This window comes from Streptomyces sp. NBC_00461 (genome assembly GCF_036013935.1).
Taxonomy (GTDB): Bacteria; Actinomycetota; Actinomycetes; order Streptomycetales; family Streptomycetaceae; genus Streptomyces.
The window spans coordinates 3,692,912-3,711,348 of sequence record NZ_CP107902.1 but is presented as its reverse complement, the minus strand read 5'-3'; the positions used below and the strand labels follow the sequence as shown (position 1 = coordinate 3,711,348).

Sequence of the window (18,437 nt, the reverse complement as noted above, 5' to 3'; positions counted from 1 at the left end):
GTTACCTTTCTTCCGAAGCGGTTTGGCCTGTGTCTTTTGCGGCCGTCTTGGGCCGGACGATGGTATCCAGCTGATCTTGCGTGCTTGCAAGCGGGATGGGGGTGACCGGCGCGGCCTGGTCGATCCCGAGGTCCAGGTCAAGAACCCAGAGTTGATCTTTGTCCAAAGTGCAGGTGATGGCCGCCAAGCGCAGGTCAAGGCCCGTTTCATCTGGCAAGTAACCAGCCACCAGGTGCGTCAACTCGTCCATGCCAGGCAGCACCTGGTTGGCGTACTCGATGCTCTGCTGCGTCGGGATGCTGCTGGTGCGCAGACTGCCGTCGCGGAACTTCTTGAACCGCATCACGATCTTGTCGGCGAACGTGAGGAGAAGGAACCCTCTGCTGTCACTGACGGTTACCTTCGGGTTCCCATCGAAGGTGTTCATCGCTTCGTAGCGGATGAAGTCGTAGACCAGGCTTGCGCGGGAGCGGTTACTGATGATGACGCCCAGTTCGGCATCGCGAGCAAGTAGCGCCCGCCAGCGCTTCCAGCCCTGGTCGATACATAAACCGATGCTGTCGAGGTGTGGGGACAAGATCCGGGTGGCGGCTTCAGCCGAGATCGGTTGCGTCACACCGGCATCCTGCCGACTTAACCAACCGTTGTCAATTATTCCACGAGCTATTCTTTTCGCAGTTCAGTGCGACTCGACCGAAGCTACCCTCGCCGCCCGGAGATGTCAGGTCTTGGGCTACCAGGGCGCGGGTAGCGGGTTCTCATCGAACTCCCCGGGGCGATCGTTGCTCGGAAGCAGCCCGCGGTAAGTTCAGCTGGCCTGCCAGTACGTGAAGCCGAGTGACATCAGCCCTTCGGACCGGCAGAGGCAATCCGAAGCGCCACCGACCTCGGTCTGAAGGAGTTGGTAGGCAGCTCCGTTGGCTTGCCCCCAGTGCATCGCAGCTCGCCACAGCAGGCGGCCTAGACCCCTGCCACGGTGCTCTGGGAGGACACCGAAGTACTGCGGCATCAGCTGTGGGGTGCCGATCGCGTCGGGCCGGATCTCCATGGGGCCGATGGCACCGGCCACCCGGCCGCCCAAGACGGCGGTCAGGACCGGGCCGACCGTTCCGGCCTGCATCTGTTCGTAGAGGAAGGCGAAGCCGTCTGCGGCCATCTCCTCAGCGAAGTCATCGAAGGTGCCTCGTGCATTCGCCGGCCACTCGTCAAAGGAGCGGACGGGGCCATCGCCTGCCGGCCGGATGGTCGCCCTGAAGTCCTGAAGCTGGATGCGCGTACCGCGCCCGTCTGGTGCCTCGGGGCCGAGGAAACGCACGATGCGTGCCTTCGCCGCTCCATGCTCGGCGGCCAGCTTCTGAGCCAGTTCGGTCGCCGCGAGGGCGCTGTCGTCGATGCCGTAGAGATGAACCTTGACCATGCCGGCGCCTCGCCGGGACAGCGTGGGAATCAACGTCTCACCAGGCCGGTGAACGACGGCCTCGACGAGAACGGTCTCGACCTTGCTGTCGGACCAGCGGATGTCCTTGTCGTAGCGCAAGAACCTCCGGTCGGTGGAAGCCGCGATCAGGGTGTCAGTGAAGAGGTCCTCGGTCAGGACGGACGGGTGGACCGGCCCGATCGTCGGCACGTAGGGCGCCAGCACCACTGGACGTAGCCAGTCCCAGCGGAATCGCATGTGCTTAAGGTACTCATTTCGCGCTCAGAGCTCAGGCCCCGACGCTGACGCGCCAGGGCCTGAGCGCAGGTGACCGAAGGGGTCAGTTCGGGTTGTCGTCGCCGGCCGCGCAGGAGCAGGCACTGCCCTCCATCAGGGCGTCGGCGTCGGCCTCGATGACGACCGCCGTGGTCGCGACGAGGGTGGAGGGCAGAGCCGGACGGACGACCGCCGGGCGGCGGGTCAGGATCTCGACGAGAACAGAACTCATGAGTGGACCATCTCCTTGGTGTCTCCGTGCTGGCAGTAGGTGTTCAGTGGTGCCTTCGCCTCCTGGTAGACCTTGGCGAGCGGTCGGCATACCCGGCAGGAGCCGGAAAGCGAGCAACCCGAGCAGCCACCGGTGCGAAGCATCAGCCGATCGGAGATCGCTCCGAGTCGGCGAAGTCCGTCGATGCCCTCCGTTATGAGGTCGATCTGGTCGTCTCGGCCGATCTTGCAGATCGAGACCTTGGCGTGCGGGTCGGCGTGGAAGAAGGTCACTCCCGCGTTGCAGCCCTGGAAGACCGGGCGCTTGCGCAGATGCTCAGTGGACTGCACGAGCAGGGGTTCGCCGGTGCCGGAGAAGGTCGGCTGCATGTTGGTGTAGACGTGGTGGTCCAGGCCCCAGCTGCGGACCAGGGCCACCATGGCGTCGACCTCGTGGGCGTTGTCCTCGGTGACCACGACGGAGACCCGCAGGGGCAGACCGGCGTTGCGGGCCGCGACCATGCCCCTGTGGAAGTTCTTCCAGGCGCCCTTGCGCTGCGTGAGTTCGTCGAAGGACTCCTCCGTGGCGCCGTACATGCTGACGACGACGCGATACGGCGGGCAGTCCCGGAACAGCCGCAACACCTCGGGTTTCCACAGACGCGAGGCGTTGGTCGAGACCGTGAGCATCATGCCCTGGCGGTAGGCGTATCGGTAGGCGCCCTCGAAGTCGGGATCGACCGTCGGTTCGCCGCCCGTGATCTGCAGCCAGAGGACCCCTGAGTGACAGAAGATGTCGATGAGCCTGACCTTCTGTTCCCAGCTCAAGCCGGCCAGGGGCCGTTCGCCGAGATAGCAGTGTTTGCAGCCGAAGTTGCAGTAGAGGTTGATCTCCCAACTCGCCCGCGCGAAGGCGAGTTCGGTCGGCTCCCGTACGAGCAACGCCGATCCAGCGGTCTGGCCGTCCAGGTCGAGATCCCACGCCTCAGCCGCGGTGGTGGCCAGCCATTCGGGCACGGGGTCGTCGGTGCCAGCACGTTGTCGTACGTCTTCGTAGAGCTCGGCCGGCAGGCGTACGCAAGCGGTACCCCCCGGTCGAACGGCCAGGTAGCCGTCGAGGAACGGGCTGACGATCAGCTGGTGCATCCGATACCTCCTGGGGCTGAGCCCCACCCCGGCTCGTACGGGGGAACCGAGCCGGGGTGGGAGCTATATGGCAGGACGCGCGTCCCGCCGCTGGTTGTAGGAGCAGACGATGTGGCGACACCACTCGCAGCAGTCGCCACAAGCGAATGCCGGGGCCGATAAGCCGCCTACCTCGACCGGGCCTATGAAGATCACGAGTTGATCGGAGCGACGGCAGAGCAGACATGTCCCCCTGACCCACTGGCGAGGGGTCATGCTCCGGCCTCGGTGCGCTTCTGCCGAGTGCGCGTCACAACGAGTTGGTCTGGATTGTCGGCTGGCCACTCGGAACGAGCAGCGGTCCGGAGGATGGGCACGCCATGGCTGACGTCTGTCACGATCGCTCGGCATCCGGGCTGGTACTCGACCTCGTCACCCACGCCAGGCAGTTGTCTGTCAGTCACTGCCGTACCCCGCCGTTCCTCTCGACGTAGACCCACAGCAGGCGCCGGGTGAGGTTGGCTACGTCGCGCATGAAGAAGAAGGCCGTGAAGCTCGGCGTCTGTCTGCCGGGACGGTTGGTCAGCTCCAGCAGCTTGTACGCCCGACGGAACAGCTCCAAGACTTCGTCATCGGCGTCCGCGCCCAGGTCTTCGGCCAGGAGCACACTCAGGAGACCAACGACCCTCGTCGTTTTGAAGTCGATGTCCTTTCGGGTCGACGTGCTCAGCTCCATCTTCAGCACGTCATCCGTGACGTCCGAGATCAGCTCCACATCGATGGGCAAGCTGTCGACGCCGGCCTCGGGTTCCTCGGTCACGCTCGCCACCACGCTTCTCCCCTCGACGCTGCCTGCGCGGACTTGGGTTCGATGACGACCGTAGAGCGGCCGTTATTCAACTCCCAAGGAGATTGCGCGAGTTTGCAGCAAGTCGATTGACGACCCTGAACGGACCCTCGACCATCGTGATGTCGCGCAAACAAGCGCAAGGCAGCAGACAGGAGAGCGCCATGAAGCTACGGTTCCTTGGTAAGAACTCCACCGTGGGCGACTGCCCGACCCTGTACGCCACGGATCGGGACACGTACCTCGTCCAAGGCTGGAAGATCTTCGCCAATGACCTGCTGATGCAGCTCGACATCCCCGAGGGGCAGACGGCAGTGGAAGTACCGACGGAGCTGTTCGAGTTCCTGAAGGGGGACGGGCTGGCAGTCGGCGAGTTCAGGCGCATCGAGGACCCGATCATGATCCTCACGCCCGGCGGCACCTACGTCGTCCAGGGCCTGGAGGTGACCGACCCCGAGGCCCTGGCCCAGATGGAGATTCCGGACTACGAGATCGTGGTCGAGGTCCCCAAGGACGCGATCACCGCCCTACTGGAGGAACCGCGTGGAGTTGATCTCCAGCGCCAAGCGCAACCGGCTCTTTGAGACCTTCACCGAGGACGCCTTCCATCTGGAGCTGAGGGACGACTACTCCGTTCCCGATGAGAACGGTCCGTACGAGAGCTGGCTCCGCGGAGAAACAGTCGACTACTCCTACATGGAGCCATGGACGCAGCTGATCAAGCGGGTCACCGGGGAGGGCAAGACCGTCCGGCGCGTCCGCGTCGTCACCGAACCGCACACGCCCTACATCCAGTGGGAGCACGCTGCCACCAGCTATAACGAGGAGGCGGGCGAGCAGATCCGGTGGCTGCCCCGTCATTTCCTCCCCGGCGAGCTCGTCTTCCCTGCCGGCGGCAACGACTGGTGGTTGTTCGACAGCCGGCTCCTGGCCGTAGGGCACTTCGATAGCGACGGCCGGGTGCTCGGATCAGAGCTGGTTGAGGCTCCCGACGCTGTTGCCGAATGTGTCCGCGTCCGGGATCTGCTGTGGGACCTGGCGACCCCCCACCGCGAGTACAAGCCCTGAACCATCCGTGAGCAACCAAGCACAAGAAACGCGCGAGGCACTGGGTGCCCGGCTGCGCGGCTTCCGAAAGGATGCTGGATTCACCAGCGGTCGGGCCCTTGCGCGTGCTCTCGGCTGGCAGGAATCGAAGGTTTCCCGACTCGAGCACGGAAAGCAGAACGTCAGCGAGCAAGACATTCGGGCCTGGTGCATGGCGACCCGGCAGGACGAGCACATCCCTGACCTGATTGCCACTGTGCGCCACATCGACGAGCTATGGCTTGAGTGGCGCCGGCAGGTGCAGACAGGCGCCGAGCGTCGGCAGCAGAAATCCCTGCCCGTCTATGCCAAGACCAAGGTCTTCCGGATTTGGCACCCCAACCTGATCTGGGGAACGTTCCAGACGGCCGACTACGCCGCGGAAATCTTCCAACAAGCCGTTCGCTTCCTGGAGTTTCCCAATGACACCGAGGCCGCCGTCGGGAAGCGGCTCGAACGTCAGCGGTACCTCTACGAGGGCAACCGGATCTACAACGTGCTCCTCGGCGAGCAGGCCCTGTACTCCAACGTCGGTGGGCCAGAGGTCATGAAGGCCCAACTCGACCGGCTGCTGGCCTTGATGGGGTTGCCCCGGGTGAGCTTGGGCATCGTCCCGCGTGCCGCGGCCACGGAGATCTGGCTCGGTCACGGGTTCTCGATGTTCGACGACAAACTCGTCCTCGTGGAGACCTACTCGGCGGAATTCTCCGTCACCCAGCCCCGAGAGATCGAGCTGTACACCAAGGCCTTCGCCCTCCTGAAGCAGTCCGCGGTCTACGGCACCGCCGTCCGCGACCTCATCCTCACCGCCATCCAGTCCTTCGATCAGATGCCGAGCGACTAGGAGAACCCCATGCAGCGTGTCGCCCCGAACTGGCGGACCAGCACCTACACCGGAACCGAGAACTGCATCGAAGTGGCCGACAACGAACCGACGAAGGTGATGGTGCGGGACACGAAGGCACGCAACCGCGGAGTCATGGCCGTCCAGCCGACCACCTGGGCAGCGTTCGTGGCCTTCGCTAAGCGGGGATAGCGCAGGCCTTCAGGCGACTGCCCTCACGGGAGTCCGGCGCCAGCTGCGTCCGTCACCGCTGGCGCCGCCAGCCAATGTCTCCGAGGGGGACCGGGACGCTGCCCCCTGATCCGCGTTCGCCGTGCTTGGTCGACGCCTCGTAACCCTGGCCGAAGGGTCGCACAAGCCAGTCGCCGACCGTGACCTCTGTCACACCAGCGTAGTTGGGTGGTCACTCAGAGTTTGCGCAAATCATGGCAGATCACAGGTCGTGCCGACCGTCCCGCAGGTGGCAGGCGTGGCGCATGGGGTGGCGCGACTGGGCGAGGGATGGTGCGAACCCCTGTACGGGATTTGCTGTAACCGGAAAGCTACTATCCGTTAAAAAGTGGTGGTGAGGTGCTCTGCACGAACCGGCCCCCTCACACGGTTTGCTTCTCGGCAGGAGCAACGAGGCTCCAGGCGCTGAGAGTTGACGAGCGGGGACGAGCTGCAGACTGGCGCCGTGTGAGATCAAGAGGACCACCAGGTGACACTCGACGACGTTGCCAGCCTTGGGCTGGCCTCGGCCGCCGCCGCACGGGCGTTTGCGCCCGACGTGCGCTCCGGTTTCCGGCGCCTCCTGAGCGCTGGCGTACGGGTCGGTGCTGCGACTCTCATCCAACAGCAGCAGCCCGTCGCCCAACCTGACCAGCCTGGGCTCGATGAAGGGGGCCGGCGATGAACGCACAGCCCCCGGATGATCGCGACGAGCGCGCTCTGCGCGAACCGAGCGACGTGATGCCTCCGGCCTTCTGGGCCTTCCATGAGCTGTACCACCAGGCGTACTTCGAGTACGCCCACGTGCAGCTGGGCGACAAGGTCTCTGCTGACCGGCTGGTGGACACAACGTTCGTCTTCCTGGCCGTCATTTGGCACCAGGTAACCGCCCAAGAGAACCCCGGCGCATTCGCCTGGACCCTGCTCAAGGAGCGGGTCGCCAGCGAGCTGGAAGCGCAGGGCCGTGATCCAGCAGCCTCGGAAACACTGGCCTTCGAACGCGCCATACGCGCGGCCTGCGATCCCATCTTGGACAGCTTCCGTCAGGAGTTTCGTGCGCAGGTTACCGAACTTGAGGACAGCCTGGGCCTGTATGTGGCAATGGCCCGCTTACCGGAGCGCCAGTTTGATGTGATGGTGCTCCAGTTCGCCCTCGGCTTCCCCACCAAGCGCACTGCGCTGGTGATGGGCATCTGCGAGGCGACGGTCCGCTCGACCCGTCGCGCCGCCAAACGCCGGCTGGCCGCGGACCTGGGATTGAAGATCGACGAAATCGGGGACGTCGATGATGAGGAGTGACATAGTCATGGGCTCGCAACGCCCGCGCACCATCGAAGAAGCCCTTGCGCGGTCTCGCGTCTTTGCTGGCGAGTACACACGAGCAGACCTGGACAGCTCCCGACAACGCATCACCGAGCAGCTGCTCGAATTGCGCTGGATGCAGGCATTGGCGTCCCCCATGCCAAGCTCTGGGAGTCATTCGGCGTGGGCACCTCTGATGCTTCATGAGCGTGCAGCTCACGACCTACGAGCCCTGTGCCAAGGCGTCATTCATGACGACGATGCCGCCCGCCGCTTGGCCCGCTTCGACACCGCGCGCGACCCTGGTGGCGCCCTCGCGTTTGCCTGCTTGCTCATGCTGGCCGACCGAGAGGAGGGGGCTCAGTTCTGGCTGCAGTTTGCGGCCGGCGGTGGCCAAGCTACGGGAGCGCTCTGCCTGTACCTGCTCCACTTGCGCCGAGGTGAGTGGCGCGACGCCCAGCACTGGGCGAGGCAGATGGCACGTCTCGAGCACGAGCCGTGGCAGTACTCGCCCATAGCCCACGAGATCGTCGAAACGTCCTCCGCCACCGGGGGCGTCACTGTCCTCATCGACCTACCGGACCATCAAGTAGCTGTACCGGAGGCCGCGGTCAGAGACGCACTGGAGGATCTGGACGTCGACCTCATAGACGAGTTCGGTGCCATTCCCCAGCCCAGCCCTGAGCTGCCTCACCAGCTGGAGGACCTCGTCACCGCCTTCCGCTGACAAAATTGGGCGTCATTGCAATGGCGCCCAATTCCAAGGCCAACTAGCAGTTGCACATTGCCAAGAGTCGGGTTAACGATCACAAAAAAATCCGCCTAGCCAAAACAACTAAGCGGAGAAAAGAGATGGAGATCCTAGCTCACTTTCGAACCCTCCAGATGGAGGAGCCATTTCCGGTGAGCCCAAGCGCGTTCTTCGACCTCAAGCTCAAACGCGAGAATTTCTGTATCAGACCAGCCAACCTCACGGAGTCGATTGCGCCTGATGAAAATCATCTGTTCGCATCGCGCTCGTACCGACAGGTCATCCGCTAGCACTCGACTGTATACGGAGCTCTCGAAGTTCCTAACGAGGAGTGCACGGCGCGTGACTTTAACGTCTACACACATAAGACCCAGAGATCCCTTGCTGTAGTCATGACAATTATTGATGCGTAATGCATCTTGTCAAGTAAAACACGCGGAGTCGCATTATGCAATCCTGGCTAATTAGGTCAATTTAGTTCACCTGGGAGATTTGATTCCCAGATCTTGAGAATGTCATCCGCGATGAAGTATCCAGAGGCTCGTGGGGAACCCGGGCTGGTTGTGTCAAGCTTACGCACCTCATACTCGTCACTCAAGGTCTGCACGAGCCCGTCATACTCCTGGAGCAAGGCTGCGAGCGTATTCGAGTTCATGGTGCTCCCCTCCAGGCTTGTCAATGTGGCCGCTGTCTCGCGCTGCATTGACACCCCTGGGGCGCAAGTGAACAGGTATAGACGACTGATGTAGCCTATCCAGTGTGGGTGGATAGCGAAGTCTTTAATTACCTTTGCCTCTTCAGGGCTGAGCTTTCCCTGTTTTACATGTAGATCGCACCAGGCTATTGAGTCGAAGCAGCCGCGATCTAGGATGATTAGGTCTGACTGACCTTCATGGTATGCGGCGAGAAGTTGCGAAATAGCGTCGTTAATGGTCCAGACGTTAAATGCAACCTTGTCTTGACGGAGCTGCTCGGGAGTACGTTTACTGGCTCCTTCCGTTGGCGCAAAGACGCGGAAGTCAGTGCGCTTGAAGAAGTGAACCACTGTGTCGATGGTAGAGGACTTACCGGCCTTGGGGCTTCCTGCAAATTCCACGACGAGTGGTTTCTCGGCCCGGCGATTAAGAGACGAACGGACGCGGGATGCTCGATGCTGGAGCTTTTCGAGCTGAGCCTCGGTAATTTGCTGCTCCATGTTGATTCTCCAGGAACGAATGACCTGACGATCGCCTGCTCCGTTGCGCCACTAACCGATGTCTAGCGATCACCCCTGCCGGTCTCAGTCGCGTGCCCGCAGAAGGCAGAGAAGCAACGCCGGTCTCGGCCCCAGCGATGCTAAATTGCTGGCCGTCGGCAATACCTCCATGGTGACCTCGATTGGGTCAAACCGCCAATCGAAGCTTTGGTTCAGTACTCAGGGTCATCCAGATCAAACACATCTTTGGGTTGGACACTCCAGGAGATGTCCGGATTGGAGCGTGCGAGCGGCGGCCCGGTGCCACGGCACAACGCGTTGACGGAACACGGTCTTCCTAGCCTGGCCTACAGGAGGCGGTACCCCATCCGGAACAAGCCGGCACGAGGAGACCTCGACATCGACATCGCGCTCGGAACCCTTCAGATCCAGGGCACCTTACTCACGTCCCCTACCCAGCCTCGGATGTGTGTGAGATCTCTGTAACTTCCGTTGTATCCGAGCGAGTTGAGGATCAGCAGTACGAGGTAGTGCCGAGCCAGCAGCCATGCGTCCCGCGTCAGCCCGTCCAGTCCGTAGACCCGCACCTGCGACTCTTGCGGGTGCACCAGTCGGTTCCTGACCCACGTCACGACGTCAGCTCCGTCGATGTCCTTGTTCTCGTTCGCCTTCACCTCGGCGGCGTACTGTGCGGCTGCCGGCAAGAGAGCAGGATCGATGTCAACGGGGATCTGGGCATCACGCAGAACCTTGCGGAGTCGAACGTGTGCATGACTTCCCGCGTACTGCTGCTTGGTCATGACCCCGCTGAGGACGAGGCTCTGCCACACGATGTGCTCCAAGCCTGCCGTCCCCATGATGATCCGCGGCTCGACGAAGTCTCGGCTCCTCATCGAGGAGATGGCGTACATCATCTGGAAGCGCAGCGGCGTGAGCTTGTCCGGGTCAGCGAAGGCGTCGATCACGAGGCTCAGGAAGTCACCCAACGACTCGTGATCTTGGTCGTACCACCAGCCGTCGCTGTTCGGGCGGGCTGGGTCGCAGAAGGCGGCTCGCCATTGCTCCCACACCACTTGTCCGTCGCGGTCTTCGCCGACTGGCAGCATCGGAGCGGCCCAGCGGCCGAGGGCGAACGAGATCCCGACGTGCAGCGCGGTCAGCAACGGGTCGACCTCATCGGCCGTGAAGACCGCGTCATCGGCGCGGCGCACCTCCATGACATGCGTCATCACGTACACATCGGTCTTGTGGAGCTCCCGCCAAACCTGCCGGTAGTCGGGACGCACATCGAGTGTGATCTTCCAGCCGTCAGCTTCGAGCCACCAACGGCCCGACCACTCGTGCTCGCCACGAGGCGTCTTCTCGACCAGTCCCAGTGGGCCGTGCCAATTGGGCAGGTTGAACCAATGGACGCGGATTCGAGTCAGGGGAGTTGCGGAGTCGCCATACACGGCTCCGTTCGACCAGCCACCGTCGATGTTGCGCGGCACGCCGAGCATGGTCATGTCGCCCGTCCGACGGCTGAGCGTCAGAGGAACCTCGTCTCGGTTGGCAAAGAACGGCGACGCTCCAGCGCCAACATTCCACTCAAAGTTGAAGCCGTTCGAGCACGTGAGCTCGACGCGACCAGGAACATCGGCCGCCCCGAGCCCACCGATCAGGCCGTCGTGCAGGACGATGGCCTGGCCGGGTTCGTTGTACGGGTAGACCGGCGTGAGCGGTTCGCCCGCTGGGGGCATGTTCGTCTTGGCCACATGGCCACGGTAGTGATGTAGCACCCGGCTGCGCCGAGGATTTACAGCCCCGCTGGGGACCCATCAGCCCTAATCGAGATGGGGCCAGTAGTCGGGCCCGCTGCCTCGCCAGTCGATCAGCGACGACGTTGCAACCTCGTCCGGTCAATCTGCAGGATTTCGTGACGTCTGTGTGCCAGTTCCGGACGCCCCCGCCCCTTCCAGGAGTAGCCAGCAGATATACGAGACCCCTTGGCCCGCTTCGCCGGGGGTATGTCCGCGCGGGCGGCTTCGCCTTCCTCCGCCACCAGATACTGCTGGGTGACCTCGCCGCAGTAAAGAGCGACCATTGAGAGGACAAGGCAAGGGCAAGTGATCCCAACCGAGCCACGCGGAGCCAGCAACCTGATCAGTAGAGGTGTGCTATGAGAAGCAGTCGGGCCGCCCGCGCGGCTGAAGCCGTAACTCTCATCGGTACGCTGGCAGTGGTCGGCTGCAATGGCAGTACGTCGTCCAGCACGACGGGCACCGGGACAGCCAGCGCGTCGGTACAGACGGCCTCCTCACCATCGCCCACCAGCAAGCTGCCTTCGACTGCACAATTGGAGGCCGCGCTACTGGAGGCGGGCGAGCTGGGACCAGCTTTTGCCAAGGAATCGGCCAGCCCGTCACCATCCGAGTCCAACAGATCAGATGAGGGTGACACGTTCAAGGGCTGTCGGCCCTTGGCGATGCTGTTGAACGGAGGAGCTGGGCGCTCAAACAATCCCCAGGCCACCGTCACGTTCAAGGCTCGGGAGGGGGCGGTCGCCGTGGCTGAAGAGCTGCTGGCCGAGCCGCCAGCCGCTTTGGGCACTGACTACGCAGCGACCAAGCGAGCGCTAGAGTCTTGCGACTCCATCACCCTCGTCTCGGCGGGCAAAACGATCGACTTCTCGCTCACGCCAATCCATTTTGGTGGTCCTGGCTCGTCTGCTGTCCGCCTGGACGGTACCTACCGAGGAGTGCTCGTAAACGGCTATATCGCGATCGAGCGGCTGAGCAAGAACGTGGTGCTGTCGTACTCGTTCTTCCAAGCAGGCGGAGGTTCGTCGCAACTGGCGAGTGCCTTTTACCAGCTCGCCGTCGACAAGGCTCGAACAAACCTCAATCTTTGAGCTGCCACAGCACAAGCTTGTGCGAGAAAGCTGGCCGTCGCGAAGCCTGACCTGCCGATCGGCCCTAACAACGGCTAAACACAATGAGGAGACTGACCGGCGCGCACTATCCCGTTTCGGCGATCGGGGTCGTAGGCGGTGAAAGGTGTCGCGCTCTGGCGAGCGGCGGTGACCGTCGACTCGCGGGAGTACTGACGTACCGACAGCCAGTGTGCCTCTCGTTGACGCCCAGGTTCAGCCGACGCCGACAGTGCCCCAGGTAGGACGTCACCTGGGCTCGCGGGTACATCCCTGACCATGCGCTGTCCGAGTCGCGGCAGAGCGCGACCAGGATCAGCATTGAGATATGGCCTGGCGTCGACCGCTCTACGCCACGACGGCCACAGCAGCACTCGTCGTGGTGGCAACGGCTTGCTCCGGAGGCTCAGGAACTCCGAGCAGCTCCGGGACCACGGGGCCGTCGGCGAGCGTCTCAACTGGAACATCACCGTCTTCAGAGGGCGGTGGCTCCACCGCTGGCATACCTCCTGGTGCCAAGCTGCTCGGCACGGTCCACCCCGGTGAGGCCTTCACCTTCGCTCTCTTGACGTCCGACACTCCCAGTGAACCTGATCAATGGAAGCTCACCGTGCGCAGTGTGGACTGCGGCAAGCCGCTGGACCAGGCGGTGATGGCGTACGCCGCGGACTCCGTTGGGGCACCGACGACCACGCCGGCCCCGGAGGCTGGCAAGCAGTTCTGCGTCCTGACCATGAACGGGACCAACGTCGGCAAGAGCATGGCGAGCTGGAATGCGCAGAACACGGTCAGCCTCAACGTAGGCGACACTCGGTACACCGAGACGCAGAAGGATGACGAGTACGCCACGGACTACGCCCAGTACTGGAGTAGCCAGGGCCAGACACCACCAACCTTCGGCATCAACCCCGGCAGTCAGGGGCCAGTGCACGGCGTCTTCGAGATTCCGACGGGTGACAAACCGACGAGTGTCTGGGTCACGGCTGGCACGGCGATCGAGACGATCTACGGCGTGCAGCCGGGGTACCTGGTGCTGCTTCAGTGATCAAGTCTTGCTCCGCCTACTGGATCTCACGAAAGATCGAGGCTAGAGACCGTCGGTGTCGAGCTATCAAGGCGAAATTTCACCGTGATCTGTGTGCGGTTGCAGGCCGTACGCCAGGCTCTGTGACGTCAGTCACTTATCTCTTGCGATTGAGGCAAATATGCGGTTTAGTCCGACGAAAGTTGAGCAGATAGTCGATGAATGCGCGCCCAATTAAACCGTGTTCGGTTTTTGTCGTCTTGTCTTTTTCTGGAAATTCATTTAATCTATCAACGGATACCTGATTTGCTTTGTTGGGTTTTCCGTCTCTATCGGATTGCTTTCAGTTAACCCGCAGTAAGCACACACTTGCGTTAGCTGGAGTTTCGGTCTGCAGAGCTAAGGAGTAAGTCGTGCAAAGAGTGCCTTACATGGGAGTTGTCCCTGGCAGTAGGTCTTGCAGCGTCGGCATGGAAGGGAACCACGATTTCTTCACCCGAAGAAGCTTCCTTGTTCCCTGGCGCACTGTCCTGAAGTGTGTCACATGCGAGCACAAGGAATTTCTCCGCCCTGATAACCCGCCCAAGGGACGGCCCATACTCGGCTGGACACCAACGAACCTGATCTGATCCCTAGCTTGGTAAGTATCATGTGTTCATAAATACACGCCTCGCTGCTCACGCAGCGAGGCTCTTTCCTTTTTGGCTAGCCATCAAGGCGCTTCAGGAACCATTCCCGGTAGAGTTTGTGAGTTCGTAGATCCCGGAAGTCTGAATCCTGCTCGATTGCATACATCCAGCCTTCTTTTAGCTCCGATCGTTGCAACGATTTGCTGAGATAGTCGAGCGCTTTGGTGGCAGCTTCATTGCTTAGCTCTTGTTGGCCGCTCGTAGTCCTATCTCCATTCACAAGACGCGCATAGAAGCAGGCAGCGTTATAGAGCGGCAAGCCGAATATGTGGGAATTCTCCAGGGCTCCAATTTTTCCAACCCGAACATTTCTTCCAGATGTGCCAAGCTGGCCGCGACGGCCGGCCCACTTCGCTAGGAGTCCTATCTCCAAGGCTTTATAGAGTCGATGCTCAAGTTTCGGGAACTCTGAATCTTCGCGATATTCTGCTAGAGATTTATGAGTGGTGACGTTCGGCTTATTGAGGAAGGTGCTCAACTCTTGGCAACATTGTGAAATGAGAATGGCTGACTTCGCAGTTGGGCGAAGAGTTCCTAGCGGTCGCACGAAGTCTCCGTAGAGGATCCTGCCACTTTGGGGCAGCCATTTCATCAAAAGTCGCCGGTAGGACATGGAGGAGATGAGCCGCTGAAGCTGCTCGCCAGAGCGCTGGAGGAAGAATTCTTTTATTGAAGTATCCGAAGCGTCAGCGGCAGGATAGTTTTCCACCGAGAGATTTGCTTCCGTCAAAGCGACCCTTAGTCGTTCTCGTGTAGAGGTGCCTGCCGCGCTCTTCCAGTCCTGTAGCCAGAAGCTCACCAAATCCATCACGACGGCAGCACGATAACGCGGCTGGAGCATCTCATTGTTGGGATTGCTCAGTTTTAGGTATATCTCCAAAGCGTCAAGGTAATTTCCCGATCCCTCCAGCGCAAGGGCATATTCTGCCTGGGCTAGCATGTTGCCTGGATCGGCTTTCACCGCACCGCAGAGCAGGGGGGTTGCCTCAAGGAAATTTCCACCGCGTGCATGGTCGACACCGTCTCGGTACATCCGAAGCCCGTACCCCATCCTGGCGCGCCACTTGGCCCATTCGGGTAGCCTAGGGGAGCTTCCAATCGCGAGCTGAGCTACTCCATAAGCAGCCGCGTAGCTGGCTTCTTCGAAGTTTTCCTTCCAGTATGTGCGCTGCTCGATGCTGCGGTTTCCTGAGCGCTCTGCTACTTGGACTGTAACGCCGGCAGGATTAATTCGTGGAGTTACCGGGGCGGGTTCAATGGTTCCTCTAAGCTTCCATCCTCGTTCGGGAAAAGCAGTCTGCCAAGCTAGCGCCAAAAATTTAGTAATAATGTTGCCGTCTTTAGGGCTCGCTTCATTGAGTACTGCAGGTACGCTCAATATCGGAGCCGTCCCGGGCATCGGTGGCGGGGTCTGCACATAACTAGACAGAACCCTACGCACTATGGAGGCGCTAATCTCGGAACGATTAGGGTGAATTTCTTTCTGGTTCGCCCCATTGGAGTTTTCGGGATCGAGGAAACTTTCCACCTGAATTGAAATCGGAGCACTGCGCGCGTTGCGCACTTCGATGCAGCGCACAAAAGCTACGAGTGCAATAAAAATTGCGATCCATGTAATGTAACCTGGCGGATGTGGATAGGTTAGAGAGTCTTGCGCTCCAAAACATTCTAGTTGATGATTAATTAGGCAAGATGTTGCGGCATTGGCACCCCTTCCAATTATCTTATCTGAGGAGAGTGAATTATTGGAGAGATTGGATTCCTTGATTGTATATGTTCCAACTCGGTAGGCAGCCCACAGCCAGAGCAGCGCCATCCCAACTAGTAGTCCTCGAACCTTCCAACAGCCGAGGCGCGGAGCGGCAATCGGGAGAACGAAAAGTCCGAGAGCGACCACGACGAGGAGCAAGCAGATGGCTCCTCGAGAAGAAGATAGGTAGATGAACGGCTGCATCTCATGCACCTCTGCGAAGTGTCGTAGAGGCAGTTGCCCAGGACTTGTGTGGTCTTGACGACCCATACACCGACTGGAGGTACGGAGCTAACATCTATTGGATCACAGTGACTTTAAGACTGCATCTTGAGAGCGCCGAGCGTGTGGCCGTGGTCGGATCGACCAGAGGCCGTGCGGGCTCACCAGCACGCGGCCGGGGCCCGCAAAAAGGGGCCGCGGCTGGCGAACCGGCCGACCACGCCATCGGCCGCTCCCGCGGCGGGCTGACCACCAAGATCTACCTCGCTGCCGATGCCTGTCGACGATCTCGTATTTCCCCATGCGGAACTCCTCGTAATTGGCCATGGGGACGGCGGAGTCGGCGTCGTCGTGCCCATGGGGATGATGGGGGCGCGTCGTCGTCCCCACGGCGCCAGGGTTCCCGGGCCGCCCGATAATCCGCCGATCGTTCGGGCTGGTCAGGACTGTCCAGGGTGGCCGCAGGCCAGCGCGGAGCGCCGCCGCAGGCGCCCTTGACCGGCCGGACCAGCCCCACACTCAGCAGTCGGGCGGCCCGTCACCGGCCTCGGCCGAGGTGGGGAATTACGCGGTGCTGAAGGTGCTGTTGATGGGGAATTGCGCGACCGCTCACAATGCCCTCTGGCAGGCCCCCGGCGTTCGTTCTCACCGCCGGACAGGCCGGTGATGCGCCCGCATTCACCGACGCACTACTAGAGCGGGCCTCTTGGCTGACTGGGCCAGTCAGCCGGACGTGTCTGTCCAGGCGGTGATCACCAATCTTTGGTCCTGGCCGTCGACACCGGGCCGTTCTCACACCGCGGCCCGGTGTCGGCCGGCCCCGGCTCGTCCCGCGTGTCACCCGCGGCCGGGGGTCTCACTCCACTTCGGTCACCACGCCGTCCGCGTCCATGACCCAGCTTCCGCTCTCGACGCCGTACACCTTCTTGTCTTCGAGCCACTTCCAGGACATCTGCTGCAGGATCTGGTTGGGCCGGCGTTCCCAAACCGGCTGGTGGTCCCAGCCTTCGACCCGGATCATCAGCTTGTCGGCGCCCGGAATGGCCTGGTAGAGGTCCGGAACGGAGAAGTGCAGCACCGGCCCCAGAGCCTCCGCGGTGTTGGCCGTCGTGTCCTGGTCTCCGTAGACGATGCACACCGGCACAGCGGTGCCGAGCGTGGAGCCGTACGGCACGGTGCTGGTGTTCCAGCCCCACCAGTAGGAGTTCCGCCACCGCATGATGCCTTCGGGTGTCCCCGCGGTGGTACCGCCCCACTTCTGGCCGACACTGTCGCAGTCCATGATGGTCTGCCACACGTGGCCGGCCAGGTCCTTGTCACTGATGGTGGCCTGCAGGCCCGCCTTGCTGGTCAGGTTCATCGGGAAGCCGAAGACCGCGGGCGGCTTGGACTCGGGCTGCGTCGGCAGACCCGTGCCGGGAGGCGGAGCAAAGGGTGCGTCGGTGTGGGTCGACCACCGGCCGGCCGGGGGAAAGATGGGCGCGAGAAGGAACAGTCTCGCCACGTCTTCGGGATGCTGCAGCGCATACGGCCCCATGACGAACGAGGCCGCGGACCAGCCGACGAAGGAGACCTTCTCGTTGCTGCACCGCGCCCTGATGAACTTGACGACGGTGGCCAGCTCGTCCCATTCGCTCTGGGAGTTGCCCAGTTGGTGCGGGTAGGGCGCTGTCGGGGAGCAGGTCGCCGTGCCGGGGTTGGTTTCCAGCAGGCCCCGCTGGGCGGGGTTGGCGTTGCACGGGTCCTCCATCTTCGGGCGGGGGGAGAGCCCGGAGCCCTGGAGATCCATGATGTACACGTCGTAGCCCTTGCCCGCCAGGAACTGGGCCCAGCTGTAGCTCGTGTCCGGGTTTGGGGAACTGCCTTTGTCAGGGAGCACGAGGTCGAAGCCGGGCAGGGCCGGAACGCTCCTGCCATGGAGCATGAGAACCGGCTTAGGGGTGCCGGCGGGCCCGGTGGCCTTCGTGTATTCCCGCACGAAGAGCTCGATTTCCTCGCCGGAGTTCGCCGGAATAGTCGATTTGTGCTTCACCTTGTGGTCGACGCGATTCAGTTGCGGCATGGCCACCTCCGATGTCTGTTCCCCTCGGGAACGGTTGTTCCCGGGGAGGGCAGCATCTCCGCTGCCCCCGAGCCGTACGGGGAGCCGGGACGGCGGGGCGCACAGATGGTGACTGATCGGGTGGGCCCCGCTCCTCCGATCGGCGGGGCGCACCCGGGGGAGCACGCCAGCGACCGCGCTGCCTGCCCAATAACCCGTCCAAGGGCGGGGCGAGTGCGGATCGTGGTCTCTAGGTCTGCTGATCGCCTGAGAGGCCCAAGAGTTGCAGGAGCGGGGCGGTGGGCACCCGCCACGTGGCCCCGACACGTGCTGCCGGCACCCGAAACTCTCCCCGGCGGATCAATTCAAAGGCCCGCGTGCGCCGGGACTGCTGTGTCGCGCCACACGCGAGCCCTGTCCTATGGCGTATGGAATACGCCACAGGAATATGCAGTCGAGTGATTTCGGGCCTGGCACGGTGATGACTGCTGCATGTCATGGGAGCACAGAAAGGGAGATGACGAACCGAAGGGCCCTCCC

The 18,437-nt window shown here is 62.1% G+C and carries 17 protein-coding genes and 1 pseudogene; 9 read left to right on the top strand and 9 right to left on the bottom strand.

The features are described 5' to 3' along the window. Position 1 precedes the first annotated feature (1 nt). The 5 genes from OG870_RS17400 to OG870_RS17380 all read right to left on the bottom strand — a co-directional run bounded on the left by OG870_RS17400 (position 2) and on the right by OG870_RS17380 (position 3,848). Positions 2-616 (bottom strand): hypothetical protein, encoded by a 615-nt coding sequence (locus tag OG870_RS17400; RefSeq protein WP_327691093.1) that lies wholly within the window; start codon positions 614-616, stop codon positions 2-4. Between the two features lie 192 nt (positions 617-808). Then, complete coding sequence (locus OG870_RS17395) at positions 809-1,675, bottom strand: GNAT family N-acetyltransferase (RefSeq protein WP_327691091.1); 867 nt, start codon at positions 1,673-1,675, stop codon at positions 809-811. Between the two features lie 82 nt (positions 1,676-1,757). Further along, entirely contained in the window at positions 1,758-1,925 is a 168-nt protein-coding gene (locus OG870_RS17390) for a hypothetical protein (RefSeq protein ID WP_327691090.1), read from the bottom strand. Continuing rightward, positions 1,922-3,049, bottom strand: coding sequence for a radical SAM protein (locus tag OG870_RS17385; RefSeq protein ID WP_327691088.1), 1,128 nt, complete (start codon positions 3,047-3,049; stop codon positions 1,922-1,924). The genes OG870_RS17390 and OG870_RS17385 overlap by 4 nt, the downstream gene beginning before the upstream one ends. Before the next feature lie 439 nt (positions 3,050-3,488). Further along, entirely contained in the window at positions 3,489-3,848 is a 360-nt protein-coding gene (locus tag OG870_RS17380; RefSeq protein ID WP_327691087.1) for a hypothetical protein, read from the bottom strand. A 191-nt stretch (positions 3,849-4,039) separates the two neighbouring features. On the opposite strand from OG870_RS17380, the gene OG870_RS17375 reads away from it, so the two are divergent. From OG870_RS17375 to OG870_RS17350, 6 genes are all read left to right on the top strand, one after another. Further along, positions 4,040-4,459 (top strand): hypothetical protein, encoded by a 420-nt coding sequence (locus OG870_RS17375; protein WP_327691085.1) that lies wholly within the window; start codon positions 4,040-4,042, stop codon positions 4,457-4,459. Next, positions 4,419-4,943, top strand: a complete 525-nt coding sequence (locus OG870_RS17370) for a DUF6879 family protein (RefSeq protein ID WP_327691083.1) — start codon at positions 4,419-4,421, stop codon at positions 4,941-4,943. Before OG870_RS17375 ends, OG870_RS17370 begins: the two co-directional genes overlap by 41 nt. Before the next feature lie 7 nt (positions 4,944-4,950). Continuing rightward, positions 4,951-5,805: a helix-turn-helix domain-containing protein gene (locus OG870_RS17365; protein ID WP_327691082.1), complete on the top strand. Its 855-nt coding sequence runs from the start codon at positions 4,951-4,953 to the stop codon at positions 5,803-5,805. A gap of 9 nt (positions 5,806-5,814) precedes the next feature. Then, positions 5,815-5,997, top strand: a complete 183-nt coding sequence (locus tag OG870_RS17360) for a DUF397 domain-containing protein (RefSeq protein WP_327691081.1) — start codon at positions 5,815-5,817, stop codon at positions 5,995-5,997. 699 nt (positions 5,998-6,696) lie between these two features. Then, the gene (locus OG870_RS17355) at positions 6,697-7,314 is read left to right on the top strand and encodes an RNA polymerase sigma factor (RefSeq protein WP_327691080.1); all 618 of its coding nucleotides are present in this window, start codon (positions 6,697-6,699) and stop codon (positions 7,312-7,314) included. A 7-nt stretch (positions 7,315-7,321) separates the two neighbouring features. Continuing rightward, the gene (locus tag OG870_RS17350) at positions 7,322-8,044 is read left to right on the top strand and encodes a hypothetical protein (RefSeq protein ID WP_327691079.1); all 723 of its coding nucleotides are present in this window, start codon (positions 7,322-7,324) and stop codon (positions 8,042-8,044) included. Positions 8,045-8,537: 493 nt separating this feature from the next. Here the strand turns inward: OG870_RS17350 and OG870_RS17345 are convergent, their stop codons facing one another. Both OG870_RS17345 and OG870_RS17340 read right to left on the bottom strand, forming a co-directional pair. Next, on the bottom strand, positions 8,538-9,263 hold the full coding sequence (locus tag OG870_RS17345) for a hypothetical protein (RefSeq protein ID WP_327691078.1): 726 nt from the start codon (positions 9,261-9,263) through the stop codon (positions 8,538-8,540). A gap of 422 nt (positions 9,264-9,685) precedes the next feature. After that, the gene (locus OG870_RS17340; RefSeq protein ID WP_327691077.1) at positions 9,686-11,017 is read right to left on the bottom strand and encodes a hypothetical protein; all 1,332 of its coding nucleotides are present in this window, start codon (positions 11,015-11,017) and stop codon (positions 9,686-9,688) included. 404 nt (positions 11,018-11,421) lie between these two features. On the opposite strand from OG870_RS17340, the gene OG870_RS17335 reads away from it, so the two are divergent. Together OG870_RS17335 and OG870_RS17330 are read left to right on the top strand one after the other, a co-directional pair. Beyond that, the gene (locus OG870_RS17335; RefSeq protein WP_327691076.1) at positions 11,422-12,153 is read left to right on the top strand and encodes a hypothetical protein; all 732 of its coding nucleotides are present in this window, start codon (positions 11,422-11,424) and stop codon (positions 12,151-12,153) included. Between the two features lie 583 nt (positions 12,154-12,736). Next, complete coding sequence (locus OG870_RS17330; protein WP_327691075.1) at positions 12,737-13,216, top strand: hypothetical protein; 480 nt, start codon at positions 12,737-12,739, stop codon at positions 13,214-13,216. A gap of 684 nt (positions 13,217-13,900) precedes the next feature. Here the strand turns inward: OG870_RS17330 and OG870_RS17325 are convergent. Next, positions 13,901-15,700, bottom strand: coding sequence for a hypothetical protein (locus tag OG870_RS17325; RefSeq protein ID WP_327691074.1), 1,800 nt, complete (start codon positions 15,698-15,700; stop codon positions 13,901-13,903). Between the two features lie 309 nt (positions 15,701-16,009). Here OG870_RS17325 and OG870_RS17320 point away from each other — a divergent pair. Then, positions 16,010-16,131 (top strand): annotated as a pseudogene (locus OG870_RS17320) (IS5/IS1182 family transposase); the annotation flags it as partial. A 581-nt stretch (positions 16,132-16,712) separates the two neighbouring features. On the opposite strand, the gene OG870_RS17315 reads toward OG870_RS17320, so the two are convergent. Continuing rightward, on the bottom strand, positions 16,713-17,918 hold the full coding sequence (locus OG870_RS17315; protein WP_327691073.1) for an alpha/beta hydrolase: 1,206 nt from the start codon (positions 17,916-17,918) through the stop codon (positions 16,713-16,715). Positions 17,919-18,437: the final 519 nt, after the last annotated feature.

Bases quoted from the DNA above. Each gene is read 5' to 3' on its own strand.
- OG870_RS17395 (WP_327691091.1), bottom strand. From the start codon at position 1,675: ATGCGATTCCGCTGGGACTGGCTACGTCCAGTGGTGCTGGCGCCCTAC.
- OG870_RS17390 (WP_327691090.1), bottom strand. From the start codon at position 1,925: ATGAGTTCTGTTCTCGTCGAGATCCTGACCCGCCGCCCGGCGGTCGTC.
- OG870_RS17385 (WP_327691088.1), bottom strand. From the start codon at position 3,049: ATGCACCAGCTGATCGTCAGCCCGTTCCTCGACGGCTACCTGGCCGTT.
- OG870_RS17375 (WP_327691085.1), top strand. From the start codon at position 4,040: ATGAAGCTACGGTTCCTTGGTAAGAACTCCACCGTGGGCGACTGCCCG.
- OG870_RS17360 (WP_327691081.1), top strand. From the start codon at position 5,815: ATGCAGCGTGTCGCCCCGAACTGGCGGACCAGCACCTACACCGGAACC.
- OG870_RS17355 (WP_327691080.1), top strand. From the start codon at position 6,697: ATGAACGCACAGCCCCCGGATGATCGCGACGAGCGCGCTCTGCGCGAA.
- OG870_RS17350 (WP_327691079.1), top strand. From the start codon at position 7,322: ATGGGCTCGCAACGCCCGCGCACCATCGAAGAAGCCCTTGCGCGGTCT.
- OG870_RS17345 (WP_327691078.1), bottom strand. From the start codon at position 9,263: ATGGAGCAGCAAATTACCGAGGCTCAGCTCGAAAAGCTCCAGCATCGA.
- OG870_RS17335 (WP_327691076.1), top strand. From the start codon at position 11,422: ATGAGAAGCAGTCGGGCCGCCCGCGCGGCTGAAGCCGTAACTCTCATC.
- OG870_RS17325 (WP_327691074.1), bottom strand. From the start codon at position 15,700: ATGGCGCTGCTCTGGCTGTGGGCTGCCTACCGAGTTGGAACATATACA.
- OG870_RS17315 (WP_327691073.1), bottom strand. From the start codon at position 17,918: ATGCCGCAACTGAATCGCGTCGACCACAAGGTGAAGCACAAATCGACT.